The sequence below is a fragment of the Bifidobacterium sp. N5G01 genome, from assembly GCF_002742425.1.
GTDB classification, from domain to species: Bacteria; Actinomycetota; Actinomycetes; order Actinomycetales; family Bifidobacteriaceae; genus Bifidobacterium; species Bifidobacterium hominis.
The window spans coordinates 672,963-685,871 of record NZ_NJNP01000001.1; the positions used below are offsets into that span (position 1 = coordinate 672,963).

The window sequence follows — 12,909 nt, forward strand, 5'->3', positions numbered from 1 at the left end:
AGGGTTTTTGCATATCTCAGGCCGGATTCAGGCTGAGAGCACGGCCATACCCGTCTCATTCCCATTCTTTTCGGGTTAAGGGTCAAAATGTGTGTCTGGCTCGGCGTGTCGCGGGGGTTAGATTTGGCCTTTTTGAATGCCGATTGAGTGGGTGTAGTCGGTGTCGATAGCGTTGTCGTAGAGGGCTGGGCGTCCTGTTTCGTGGTCGGCTTGGTTCTCGGTTTGGGTCAGGGTGGATACTTTGGCGAGTTGGCCCTGGCCCCAGTCGGACTGCCTGGCGATTCGTACTGGATCGTCAGGCAGTTCCGTTTTTAAGTAGAGCCACCAATCCAGCATGCGGCGTTGTCGTTCGCCTGATCTGCCGCGGTGGGTTCTGGCGAGCAGTTTGAGCTGGGCGTTGATGCCGCCTTCTAAGCTGTTGGTGGTGGATTTGATCCGCTCGGGCGCAAGGACTCCTGCTGGCGGGTTGAGGTAGACAAACAGCATCTCGGACCGCCAAAGATGGTTGAGGCTGTTGTAGGCCTTGCGCACGTTGTGGTGGGTCCACACGCGGGTCCATGCACCTGTTTTGGGGTCTTTGATCATGGTTTTCTCGTTCATCCATTCCCGGTAGATCGTTGAAAACTCGTGCAGTTGCACACCCCACGCGGCGGCTTCATCCAGTGTGGTGATCCGGGTCAGTTTCAGCGCAAGTCGGTAGATGGTGCGCCCGGCATCGGTGCGTGGGTTGGTGGTGGTGTAGCGGCGGACCACGCGTTGGGCGTGGACGAGGCAGCGTTGAATTTTCGTAGTCGGCCAGCACTTTTTGATTGCGCTGTATGCGCCTTGGCCGCCGTCGATGACGGCGATGAGTGGGGCTTCGATGCGTTCAAGCAGCAGTTGGTAGTCGCGGGTGGTTTCGTGTTTGCACCAGTGCCAGGCGATCACGTGGTCGATGGTCGCCGCGACGATCAGGCAGCCACCGGCGGTGTAGGTGCCATCGAGAAATACCTGGTCGTAGATCCGCTTGTGGTGGCCGGCGGTGGGGTCAGGCACATCAACGAGCCAGCACCACTTGAAGCGCCGCTTCATGGTGGCGCGGCTAACACCGTTTCGTTTGGCTAGGTCGTCGAGTGATATTGCGGTGGTGCAATGCTCGATGAACTGGGTGAACACTGCCGCGTTGGTGATGTCGTTTCGACGTTTGACGCTGGAGGCGCCGCATTGTTTGCAGCGCCATCTGGTGGTGCCTTTGCTGGTGGTGCCGTTGCGTTTCATTTCACCGCCGCAGTGGCAGCGTGGTTGGTTCTTCGACATTGCGACACCACACCACGCCGCGCATAGCACATCACGGCTGCCACACCGAGGATTTCCCGTCGGGGGCTAGATATATGCTTCCGGAGCATATACTTTCCGGAAACCTACAGGTCAATCCGTGAAAATCCGCGATTCCGGACACACTTTTTGACCCTTAACCCTTCTTTTCCACTTGTCCCTTTCCGCTTGTCCCTTTCCTATTTCCTGCCCTGCTTCCGCCCTATTCCGCCTAGACGTGGGCAGAGAGTAAACTGAACGAGATCGTTGTTTGCATAGCAATCGGCCAGATTCGCTGGCATTTTGCCACGTACGCAACGTCCCGAAACCGTGCGGCGAGCTTCGCCGCCCCATACCCACTACGAAACCGAGGACGAATATGACCAAGAACAACATCGACGCATCAGCCGTTTCCGAAGGCGAGGTGACCGCCAACGCGCTGCTTGAGGCGCTTGGCACCACGCTCGAACCCGACCTGCTGGTCGAAGCGCTCACCCACCGCTCCTTCTCGCATGAGAATCCTGGCGCGAAAAACTACGAACGTTTGGAATTCCTCGGTGATGCCGTGCTTGAGCTCGTTTCCACGGAAACCCTCTACAAGGCGCACCCCGACATGAACGAGGGTCAGCTTGCGAAAATGCGAGCGAAAGCCGTTTCCGAGGAATCCCTAAGCAAAATCGCCCGCGAAAAGCTACATGCGGGCCCGTACATTCTGCTCGGTCATGGCGAAAGCGATCAGGGCGGCGCCGATAAAAGCTCGATTTTGTGCGATATCGTCGAATCGTTGATCGGTGCAACGTTCATTCAGCACGGCATTGACGAGGCACGTCGCGTTGTGCATCATCTTGTTGACGAAACGCTTGCGGAAGTCGCCACGGAAGGCCCTGCCCTCGATTGGAAAACCTCGCTTACCGTCAAAGCGCATGGAATGGGCTTCGGCGAGCCGCGCTACCAGATGTCGGTTTCCGGTCCGGAATATGCGCAAGTGTTCACCGCGAACGTCATGCTGGGCGAAAGCGACGAAATCATCAGCACCGGCACAGGCACCAGCAAACGCAAGGCGCAACTCGCCGCAGCTGAAGAAGGTTGGAAGGCGCTGGATAATCGCAAGTCTGAAGCACAAAACGTCCGTAAGCATCGCAAACATCATCACAAGCACGGCAACAACGGCAACGACAGCAACGACAATAAGTAGTCGCAAGCGGACAAAACAGCTACGAATCCACCCTCTCATACCACCGTGGAACGCAAAGCGCCAGAATATGGCACGAATCCGGCATATTCTCCTGTCAGCCGATAGCATAGACTGATTATTAGCGAAGGATTGCGATTCGCAAGTCGCCACAAGCGATTGCGCCGCTTTCCGATGATGGGGTTCGGCTGATTGCGTGCACCGAAACGCGGAAGCATACCCCTGTAAGAGAGTTCCACGAACGAACATGAGAGGGAACATGGTGTTACCTACGCCTCTGCAGGCATTCAGCGGCATGCCCAAAGCAGCCGCAACCACTGAAAAGCAGACCATTGTTGACGGCGAGAAGATGACCGGCGCCGAAGCGCTGGTACGTTCGCTGGAAGATCTGGGCGTCAAGGATGTTTTCGGCGTTCCAGGCGGTGCGATTCTGCCGGTTTACGATGCGATCAATGATGAGACCGGTTTCCGTTTTGTGCTGATGCGCCACGAACAGGCCGCAGGCCACGCGGCTGAAGGCTATGCCGTATCGACCGGCCAGGTCGGCGTGTGCATCGTCACGTCCGGCCCGGGCGCCACGAACATGATCACCCCGATCGCTGACGCGAACATGGATTCCGTGCCGATGGTGGTCATCACCGGCCAGGTCGGCGTGAACGCCATTGGTACCGACGCTTTCCAGGAAGCCGATATCGTCGGCGCAACCTACCCGGTGGTCAAGCATTCCTATCTGGTCACGCGTGCGCAGGATATTCCACGCGTGCTGGCTGAAGCGCACTATGTGGCACGTTCCGGCCGCCCCGGCCCGGTGGTGGTTGACGTCACCAAGACCGCGCAGACCGGCGATATGTACTATTCGTGGCCGCAGCGCATGATTCTGCCCGGCTACAACCCCACTACGAAAGCGCACGGCCGTGTGCTTTCCGACGCTGCGAAGCTGTTCGAGCAGTCGTACCGTCCAGTGCTGTATGTGGGCGGCGGTGCGGCACGTTCCGATGCCGGCAAGTTCGTGCAGGAACTGGCGGAAGTCACGAACGCTCCGATTGTCACTACGCTGCCCGCACGCGGTGTTGTGCCTGATTCCGATCCGCAGGTGCTCGGCATGCTTGGCATGCATGGCACGATTGCCGCTACCGGCGCCGTGCAGCGTTGCGATCTGCTTGTTGCGATCGGCGCTCGTTTCGACGATCGTGTGACCGGCAAGCTTGACGCTTTCGCTCCGGGTGCACGTGTGATTCACATTGATATCGATCCGGCGGAAATCGGCAAGAACCGTCAGCCGGACGTGCCGATTGTTGGCGATGTGGCAACCGTGCTGAAGGATCTCATTCCAGAAATCAAGCGCGAACAGGCTGTGCATGGCAAGCCTGACACTTCGCATTGGTGGGAAATCATCAATGATTGGCGTGAAAAGTACCCGATCAAGTGGGACGAGCCGACCGATGGTTCACTCGCCCCGCAGTGGGTCATCAAGCAGCTTTCCGACCTGGCTGATCCTGACACGATTTGGGTTACCGGTGTGGGCCAGCATCAGATGTGGGCCACGCAGCTCATCGATTTCGAGAAACCGCATTCTTGGCTGAGCTCCGGCGGCCTTGGCACCATGGGCTACGGACTGCCGGCCGCCATCGGCGCTCGTGTCGGTTCCGAACGTTTCCATGAGGGCGAAAAGCCGGTGTGGCTGATCGACGGCGACGGTTCCTTCCAGATGACGTCTGAAGAGCTGGCAGCCGCATTCCACGACCGCACGCCGGTCAAGATCGCGCTGCTGAACAATTCCGTATATGGCATGGTTCGCCAGTGGCAGACCCTGTTCTACGGCGAGCATTATTCCGCCACCAATCTGATGGATGGCGAGAATGCGCCGGAAATCGTGGATGTTCCTGATTTCGTGAAGCTTGCCGAAGCATATGGTTGCGTCGGCATGCGTGCGTTCACGGAAGAAGAAGCCGTCGAAGCGATCAAGAAAGCCAACGAAATCAACGATCGTCCGGTGCTTATCGACTTCCGCGTATGGAAGGACGCCATGGTGTGGCCGATGGTCGCAGCTGGCGATTCCAACGACAATGTCACGTATATGCCCGGAATCAAGCCGCTGCAGCGTCCGAATGCTGTTGCCGACAACGAGTAAACGAGTATCGGGTAAGTAGTAAGGAAGGGTCTACCAATGTATCCTGCATCTCAGCCGGGTTCCAAGCGCCATACGCTTTCTGTGCTCGTAGAGAATCGTCCGGGCGTGCTGGCGCGTATCGCTGGCCTGTTTGCCCGTCGTGCGTTCAACATCAACTCGCTGTCCGTCTCCCCCACCGAGCGCCCTGACATTTCCCGCGTCACCGTCACCGCCGAAGTGGATGAGGTGCCGCTTGAGCAGATCATCAAGCAGCTTAACAAGCTGCTGCACGTGTTGAAAATCGTGGATTTGGATCCGGACACCACTGTGGAGCGCGAACTGGTGCTTATCAAGGTGGCTGCCGACGAATCCAACCGTTCCGACGTGCTTGAGATCGTTCGTCTGTTCCGCGTGCGCGTGGTCGATGTGAATCCGGAGTCGTTGACCATCGAGGCCACCGGTGCCGAAGGCAAGATCGACGCACTGCTGGGGCTTTTGGAGCATTACGGCGTTATCGAGCTGGTTCGTTCCGGTGCGGTCGCCGTGACGCGAGGTCCGAAGGCGCTGAGCGAAAAGGTGATCGGTTCCGAAATCACCGGCCGCTAAATTGCCTCATCACTCCACTTCCAAGGGCTTTCCCCTCCCCCGGGAAAGCCCTTTTTGTTTGAAAACACAAGAATCCACACCCCTACTGGTTGGAAAACGCTGAATATACGACTTTTGTTAGAAACAGACTGGTGATGGCCGATTTCCGGACAAGAAGTAGGCGCAATGCCAGTATTTTGCACCGCTTGCGCAGGAGCCGAGAGGAACGCCAGAGAGCCAGCTAATATAACACCGGTAATTGCTGCAATTGCTTTTTCCTTTTATTCATGATGGTGCTCCTTTACTTCATATACGGAAACAACAAGATCCGTATTGCCGATATTGATAATGGACAATGAGGTGGCATCTGGGAAATTCCTCGCCGGAAGAGAGATCGTTTCTATTCCGTTAGGTGTACAGCCCTCCCTAGTGGTTAGGGTGTGTGGCTGTCCATCTTTGTAGAGAACAAACGAATAAGGAGCTTGTTCCTTCTGCTTACACATGGAGATGACATAATACATATTGCTGTCATCAACTGTTTTTGCAAACGAAATAGCATCATCGCCATGCACGGATTTCGCACCCAACTTGTTTACTAGAACCAGTTCTTCCGAATCATTAAGGTCATCGACGGCAACGCGGTCAAGAGCGTCCACAGTAAATGCTTTATATGCCTGTTTTGCGGCATCATCATTCTCGCTGCTGCTCTGTACGGAGCCATCACCAGAACTTTCATGTGCAGCTTTCGTGCAACCAACGCATGACCACAACAACAAGGTGGACAACAAGCAACAGGCACTTCTTCGCATCACTTGATTCATAAGGCACCTCCATCGGTCTCTCCGACAAGAACAGCTAAGGTCTCCTGCAATAACAAGAATATGACATTGGCACATGGAATGCCACGCATCGCTGTCGCACGAATGGCCAACATTCACCGGAAACGCTGGAGAAGCTGCGCCGCCGCCACAATATGCACACCCGATCCGGTAATTGGCGCAGACGATACGAATGCTACTCGAGCTGTTCGGAAAGCTCCATCCATTCGAGTTCGAGTTCTTCGGACTCGTCGGTGACGGCTTGAAGCTGTTCGTTGAGCTTGCCTAAGCCCTCGTAGTCACTGGGGTCGTGCGCAGCCATTTGCTGTTCAAGATCGGCTTTCTGCTCTTCGAGTTTGGCGAGTTTACGCTCGATTGCCGATACGCGCTTGGAGGCTTCATGGAAGGCCTTGCCGGAAAGCTTCGGCGTAGAAGGCGCAGAAGATGCTTCAGCAGTTGCAGACCCACTTGCGGAGTTACCTGCGGTGCCTTCGGTTGTGGAACCGGCAACACCAGCCCCAGCGGAACCGCTCTTCTTGCCTTTGCCGGCACCTGCCTTTTCGCCCGCAAACGGATCCTTGCCGTTCTTGATTGCCTCAGTCATGTCCAGATAATCCTGCACGCCACCGGGCAGGTGACGCACTTTGCCGCCGATCAACGCGAACTGTTGGTCGGTCACGCGTTCCAGCAGGTAACGGTCGTGCGAAACCACGATCAGCGTGCCCGGCCACGTATCGAGCAGATCTTCCATAACTGCAAGCATGTCGGTGTCGAGATCGTTGCCGGGCTCATCCATGATGAGCACATTCGGCTCGTCCAGCAAAATCAGCAGCAGCTGCATACGGCGCTTCTGACCACCTGATAGGTCTTTGATCGGCGTCATCAGCTGCGCCGACTCGAATCCGAGACGCTCCATCATCTGCCCCGGCGTCGTTTCCTTACCATCAACGATATAGCTCGGCTTATAACGGCTCAGCACTTCCTTGATCTTGTATTTACCGAGCTTCTCCAACTCGTCGAGACGCTGCGAAAGCACCGCGAATTTCACGGTTTTGCCGATATTCACATGACCTACAGTAGGGGTGATCGTGCCGTCAAGAATCTTCAATAACGTCGATTTTCCGGCACCGTTCGCGCCGACAATGCCAAAACGATCGCCAGGCCCGATCAGCCATGTCACGTCGTCAAGAATCTTACGACCGGTAACAGTAATTTTTTGCGCTGCAGAAGTAATTTCTTCTGCAGAATCATCAGTGTTATTTTCTTGTGATCCCTGAATTTCTTGCGATTCTTTCGCAGCTGCAGCAACTTGCGCCGCCGCAACACCGGCATCCACCAATCGCGGATCAGTCAGATCATCGACGGCAACTTCCACGGAACCATGCACTTGCGGCTCGGCATACATGGCCGGCACCACATCGACGCGTGATGCCGACGCTTCCATTTCGGCAACATCAGGATCGATATCAGCCTCGCCTTGCACATGTTCGAAAATCTGCGTCACGTCAATCAGGTCAACCACCTGCTTGCCCAAGCGGGATGTGGCCATTTGCTTCAATTCCAGCGTATTGCGCACCGGAGGCACATCGGCGATGAGCTCACGCGCGGCCTTCACATGGAATTTCTGCTTGGTGGAACGGGCGCGGGCGCCGCGGGTAAGCCAGGCAAGTTCCTTACGAGCCAGATTGCGACGCTTCGTTTCACGCACGTCGGCTTGGCGATCACGCTCCACACGCTGCAGCATGTATGCGGAATAGCCGCCTTCGAACGGCTCAATTTCGCCATCGTGCACCTCCCACATGGATTCGCACACTTCGTCGAGGAACCAACGATCGTGGGTGACGAGCAGCAGTGCGCCGGATCCGGCCGACCAGCGGTTTTTCAAATGTTCCGCCAACCAGTGAATGGTCACCACGTCCAAATGGTTCGTGGGCTCGTCGAGCGCGAGAATATCCCAATCCTTGAGCAGCAGGCGTGCCAAATCGGCGCGGCGACGCTGACCGCCGGAAAGCGAACCGATTTTCGCTTCCAAGCTGATGCCGCCAAGCAATGCTTCGACGATTTCGCGCGACTTGGTTTCCGCGGCCCATTCGTAGTCTTCACGGCCTTCGAGCGCAGCTTCGCGCACGGTGGCATTGTCGTCGAGCGGATCACGCTGGTCGAGCATGCCGAACGTAAGCCCGCCGCGAATGGTCACACGGCCGGAATCCGGCTCCTGCGTGCCTTTGAACAAATGCAGCAACGTGGATTTGCCGTCGCCGTTCTTACCGACGATGCCGATGCGGTCGCCTTCAAAAACACCCTGCGTTACATCGTTGAAAATATTCTTGGTCGCAAAAGCAAGCGAAACGTGTTCAAGTCCCAAATCATAAGTCGGCATAAGTCACCAATGTAGCGGGAACATCTCCCAAACTTACAGTCAATGCCGCAACTTGCGAATCGCCGCCAGTGCTACGCAGCGATCGGAACCGCACGCAACTCGGCAATCAGCCTTGCTGCGCCTGAGCCAAACCCTGCCCATACGAATTGCAACGGGCGGCAAAACTTGAAAACACCTGATCCGCGAGCGGCTGCAATTGCGGATTATATTCGGCAAACGCCTCCCGCAACTGCGATTTCGACCCACCGGTAGCCTTCAAATCCTTGACCATGCTTGATTCGTCAAGCCACTCCTCCAACAAGGTAGGGGTAACCTCCAAGTGGAACTGCATGCCCAGAGCGGAACCAAAACGGAACGCCTGCACCTTAGTCTTCTCGGATCGCGCCAATGGTTGCGCGCCCTCCGGCAGCGTCACCACATCGTTATGCCAGTGCAGCACGTCCACGGTTTTGTTCCACATGGAAAAATAATCATGCTTGTCAATGCGTTTGATCGGCGCAAAACCGATTTCCGGCGCCTCTCCCGACTTGAGCTTCGCCCCCAGCGCGGTGGCGATAATCTGATGTCCCAGGCACACGCCCAACACCGGCTTGCCCACACTGACTGCAGCCCGCGCAAGCTTGGCCTCGGCCTTTAATCCCGGATACTTGTCGTAGTCGAGCGCACCCATCGGGCCGCCCATAATCACCACGCCGGAAACCTCGCCAAAATCAGGCAAATCCGGTTTCTTCTGCTTGGCGACATTGATGATTTGATACTGCAGTCCCAAATCATCCAAACTGTCTAAAATGCGTCCCGGTCTCTCCCACGGAACGTGTTGCAAAATCAGCACCTGCGATTGCGTCATACATTCTATTGTTGCATCACCTACGTAAACGATGTTCACAAATCCAACAAAAACCGTTTTGCCGTTCATTTTCATCTCGCATGCATGTCCGATTCTGGCAATACTCTCGTGGTTATGACGAACACGCAAGAACCGCAGAATATCAACATTTCTAGCGTCGCAACCGCAGTTGACGCAGTGGCGAGCGCCGCTGCCGATCTGAAGCTGTACGACACCGCATCGCACGCCGTGTCGAATTTCAAGCCGATCAAGCCCGGTCAGGTCGGCATGTACGTGTGTGGCGCCACCGTGCAAAGCTCGCCGCATATCGGCCATATTCGTGCGGCTGTCGCGTTTGACGTGGTGCGCCGCTGGTTCGAGCGTTTGGGCTACAAGGTCACGTTCGTGCGCAATGTCACCGATATCGACGACAAGATTCTCGATAAGGCTTCGGCCGCCGGCCAGCAGTGGTGGGAACGTGCGTACATCTACGAGCGCGAGTTCACCGAGGCTTACAACACGTTGGGTGTTGAGCCGCCTACGTATGAGCCGCGTGCGACCGGCCACATGATCGACATGATCGATCTGATCAAGCAGATCATCGACAATGGCCACGGCTACGTGGTGACTGACGAGAACGGCAATCCTACCGGCAACGTGTATTTCGACGTTGCCAGCTGGCCGCACTATGGCGAGTTGACGCATCAGAAGCAGACCGCTGTGGCTGATGCTGCTTCCGAGGTGGCCGATGCCATGGGTCCGTCTGTCGACAATGCGGGCAACGACAAGTACAATCCGGTGGATCCTGCGGACATGTCGGAAGACAAGCATGATCCACGTGATTTCGCATTGTGGAAGGCTCCGAAGGATTCCGATCCGCTTGACGCGCGTTGGAACACTCCGTTCGGCACGGGTCGCCCGGGTTGGCATATTGAATGCTCGGCGATGAGCCACCGTTATTTGAAGGATATGTTCGACATTCATGGCGGCGGACTGGATTTGCGTTTCCCGCACCATGAGAACGAAATGGCGCAGACTCGCGCTGCCGGCTACGATTCGGCAGCTCGCTGGATGCATTCCGCGTGGGTTACAGCCAAGGGTGAGAAGATGTCGAAGTCGCTGGGCAACGGCTTGTCCGTTCCTGCGGTTTTGACTCAAAATTCCGCTTGGGTGGTGCGTTATGCGCTTGGTTCCGTACAGTATCGTTCCATGCTGGAATGGTCGGATCAAACGTTGGCCGAAGCGCAGTCCGCGTACGATCGTGTGTCGAATTTCATCGAACGTGCCGGTGCCGCTGTTGGCGAGCAGCCGTCTCGTGAGGAGATCGTTTCGATTTCCGCCGATGATCTGCCGGCTGATTTCGTTGCCGCGCTGAATGACGATATTAATGTTTCCGGCGCTTCCGCTGCGATTTTCACTGCGATTCGTTTCGGTAACACGTTGCTTTCGAAGCTTGCCGATCGTGTTGATTCGGATATTGCGAAAGGTGAAGTGCGTACTGTTTTGGTGAATGTGCGTGCGATGCTCGATACGCTTGGTCTGGATCCGTTGGCGGAACCGTGGGTAAGCGAGGGTGCGGCCGGCGGCACTGCCGGAGCTGGTGCCGATTCCGCTGAGCACGCCGCGCTTGACCGCTTGGTTTCCGAACAGTTGGAAGAACGTGCCGAAGCCCGCAAGGCCAAGGATTTCGCCCGCGCCGACGCCATCCGTGACGCCTTGGGCGCCGCCGGAATCACCATCGAAGACACCCCCCAGGGTCCTACCTGGACCCTCAAATAATCCGCTGCATCATCAATGGGCGATAATCCCGTCTTCTTCTATTGGAAGAGACGGGATTTTCATTTCTCATGCAAATAACATCAAGCATCTCACCGAATATCAACTGAACATCATCAACACCATTAATTAGAATGCGAAATTTCCCGCGGGACGGCTAGACTGAGGAACATTATGGCAGCATTTAGTTCTTTGACAGATAGGCTCTCGACTGCGTTCAAGCATTTGAAGAGCAAAGGCAAGCTTTCCGAGGCTGATATCGACGGTACGATCCGCGAAATCCGCCGTGCGCTGCTCGACGCCGATGTGGCGCTCGACGTGGTGCGTTCCTTCACCGGCCGAATCCGCGAGCGTGCGCTCGGCACCGAGGTTTCCCAGGCACTGAATCCGGCCCAGCAGGTCGTGAAGATCGTCAACGAAGAGTTGACGGCCGTGCTTGGCGCTGGCGTTGACCGCCCGCTGAATTTTGCCAAGAATCCGCCGACCATCATCATGCTCGCCGGTCTTCAGGGTGCTGGTAAAACCACCCTCGCAGGCAAACTCGGCTACTGGTTGAAGGATTCCGGCCATACTCCGCTGTTGGTCGCAGCCGATTTGCAGCGTCCGAACGCAGTGACGCAGCTGCAGGTGGTTGGCGAACGTGCAGGCGTGCCCGTGTACGCTCCGGAAAAGGGTGTGCAGTCCGACGGTGGCGAAGCCGTCGCTTCCCCGGGTCTGACTACCGGCGATCCGGTGAAGGTGGCGCGTGACGCTGTTGCGTTGGCCAAGCAGAAGCTGTACGACACGGTCATCATCGATACCGCAGGCCGTCTCGGCGTTGACGAAGAGCTGATGAAGCAGGCTCGCGATATTCGCGATGCCGTGCAGCCGAACGAAATCCTGTTCGTAATCGACGCGATGATCGGTCAGGATGCCGTACAGACGGCGAAGGCGTTCGATGAGGGCGTGGACTTCACCGGCGTGGTGCTTTCGAAGCTTGATGGCGATGCCCGTGGCGGTGCCGCGCTTTCGGTCGCCTCCGTTACCGGCAAGCCGATTCTGTTCGCTTCCACTGGCGAAGGTCTGAAGGATTTCGAGGTTTTCCACCCGGATCGTATGGCTTCCCGTATTCTCGATATGGGCGATATTCTTACCCTGATCGAGCAGGCGCAGAAGCAGTTCGATGAGGAAGAGGCTCGTAAGGCCGCTGTCAAGATTTCCGATGGTTCCTTTGGTTTGGATGATTTCCTCGATCAGCTGCAGCAGGTGCGCAAGCTTGGTCCGATGAAGAATCTGCTTGGCATGATTCCGGGTATGGCTGCGCATCGTAAGGAACTTGAACAGTTCGATGAGAAGGAAATCGATCGTACTGAGGCCATTATTCGTTCGATGACTCCTGCGGAACGTCGTGACCCTTCGATTATTGACGGTTCTCGTCGCGCTCGTATTGCTTACGGTTCCGGCGTGACCGTTTCGCAGGTGAACGCGCTGTTGCAGCGTTTCGAGCAGGCTGCGAAGATGATGAAGCGTATGAGCAACAAGGCTGGCGTTGGCATGCCTGGCTTTGGCGGCCCTGCCATGGGCGGCGGCAAAGGTAAGGGCAAAGGCAAGAAGGGCAAGAAGAAAAGCAAGTCCGGAAATCCAATGAAGCGCGAGGCCGAAGAGAAGGCATTGCGCAACAAGCTTGCTGGCAAGAGCTCCGACGGTAAGTCTTCCGGCGGTTCCGCTTTTGCCAAGAAGCCGCAGAATCCTGCACTTCCTGCCGGATTGCAAGACATGATGGGCGATGCCGGTGAGCTACCGCCGAACTTTGGTGGCGGACTGTCAGGCTTGCTGCACTAAAGCAAGCAACGCGAAAACAGAAACGTAAAAAGGGGATGTGATTCAATACGAATCACATCCCCTTTTGCGTATCCAATCAGTTATTTTCAACTGAATCGACTACCGCAT

8 protein-coding genes and 2 pseudogenes are annotated in these 12,909 nt (G+C 56.3%); 5 read left to right on the forward strand and 5 right to left on the reverse strand.

Annotation, left to right across the window (positions count from 1 at the left end; genetic code table 11):
• Nucleotides 1-117: 117 nt before the first annotated feature.
• Nucleotides 118-1,296: an IS256-like element IS1249 family transposase gene (locus CE168_RS02970; protein ID WP_005323424.1), complete on the reverse strand. Its 1,179-nt coding sequence runs from the start codon at nt 1,294-1,296 to the stop codon at nt 118-120.
• A gap of 376 nt (nt 1,297-1,672) precedes the next feature.
• On the opposite strand from CE168_RS02970, the gene rnc reads away from it, so the two are divergent.
• From rnc to ilvN, 3 genes are all read left to right on the forward strand, one after another.
• Complete coding sequence (gene rnc, locus CE168_RS02975) at nt 1,673-2,488, forward strand: ribonuclease III (RefSeq protein ID WP_099571032.1); 816 nt, start codon at nt 1,673-1,675, stop codon at nt 2,486-2,488.
• Between the two features lie 256 nt (nt 2,489-2,744).
• On the forward strand, nt 2,745-4,616 hold the full coding sequence (locus CE168_RS02985; RefSeq protein WP_099571034.1) for an acetolactate synthase large subunit: 1,872 nt from the start codon (nt 2,745-2,747) through the stop codon (nt 4,614-4,616).
• Between the two features lie 36 nt (nt 4,617-4,652).
• A complete protein-coding gene (gene ilvN / locus CE168_RS02990) occupies nt 4,653-5,201 on the forward strand; it encodes an acetolactate synthase small subunit (protein WP_099571035.1) in 549 nt (182 codons plus the stop codon).
• A 260-nt stretch (nt 5,202-5,461) separates the two neighbouring features.
• Here ilvN and CE168_RS02995 read toward each other — a convergent pair whose 3' ends face one another.
• From CE168_RS02995 to CE168_RS03010, 4 genes and pseudogenes are all read right to left on the reverse strand, one after another.
• On the reverse strand, nt 5,462-6,001 hold the full coding sequence (locus CE168_RS02995; protein WP_099571036.1) for a hypothetical protein: 540 nt from the start codon (nt 5,999-6,001) through the stop codon (nt 5,462-5,464).
• 193 nt (nt 6,002-6,194) lie between these two features.
• Nucleotides 6,195-7,238 (reverse strand): annotated as a pseudogene (locus tag CE168_RS09300) (ATP-binding cassette domain-containing protein); the annotation flags it as partial.
• A 444-nt stretch (nt 7,239-7,682) separates the two neighbouring features.
• Nucleotides 7,683-8,378 (reverse strand): annotated as a pseudogene (locus CE168_RS09305) (ATP-binding cassette domain-containing protein); the annotation flags it as partial.
• A 106-nt stretch (nt 8,379-8,484) separates the two neighbouring features.
• Nucleotides 8,485-9,225 (reverse strand): type 1 glutamine amidotransferase, encoded by a 741-nt coding sequence (locus CE168_RS03010; RefSeq protein WP_099571038.1) that lies wholly within the window; start codon nt 9,223-9,225, stop codon nt 8,485-8,487.
• A 114-nt stretch (nt 9,226-9,339) separates the two neighbouring features.
• Between CE168_RS03010 and cysS the strand changes: the two genes are divergently transcribed.
• Entirely contained in the window at nt 9,340-10,983 is a 1,644-nt protein-coding gene (gene cysS, locus CE168_RS03015) for a cysteine--tRNA ligase (RefSeq protein WP_099571181.1), read from the forward strand.
• Nucleotides 10,984-11,154: 171 nt separating this feature from the next.
• Entirely contained in the window at nt 11,155-12,801 is a 1,647-nt protein-coding gene (gene ffh / locus CE168_RS03020; RefSeq protein WP_099571039.1) for a signal recognition particle protein, read from the forward strand.
• Nucleotides 12,802-12,909 lie beyond the last annotated feature (108 nt).

What these genes read in the sequence shown, in the direction of transcription:
- rnc (WP_099571032.1), top strand. Translation starts at nt 1,673, where the DNA reads ATGACCAAGAACAACATCGACGCATCAGCCGTTTCCGAAGGCGAGGTG.
- cysS (WP_099571181.1), top strand. Translation starts at nt 9,340, where the DNA reads ATGACGAACACGCAAGAACCGCAGAATATCAACATTTCTAGCGTCGCA.
- ilvN (WP_099571035.1), top strand. Translation starts at nt 4,653, where the DNA reads ATGTATCCTGCATCTCAGCCGGGTTCCAAGCGCCATACGCTTTCTGTG.
- ffh (WP_099571039.1), top strand. Translation starts at nt 11,155, where the DNA reads ATGGCAGCATTTAGTTCTTTGACAGATAGGCTCTCGACTGCGTTCAAG.
- CE168_RS02995 (WP_099571036.1), bottom strand. Translation starts at nt 6,001, where the DNA reads ATGAATCAAGTGATGCGAAGAAGTGCCTGTTGCTTGTTGTCCACCTTG.
- CE168_RS02985 (WP_099571034.1), top strand. Translation starts at nt 2,745, where the DNA reads ATGGTGTTACCTACGCCTCTGCAGGCATTCAGCGGCATGCCCAAAGCA.
- CE168_RS03010 (WP_099571038.1), bottom strand. Translation starts at nt 9,225, where the DNA reads ATGACGCAATCGCAGGTGCTGATTTTGCAACACGTTCCGTGGGAGAGA.
- CE168_RS02970 (WP_005323424.1), bottom strand. Translation starts at nt 1,296, where the DNA reads ATGTCGAAGAACCAACCACGCTGCCACTGCGGCGGTGAAATGAAACGC.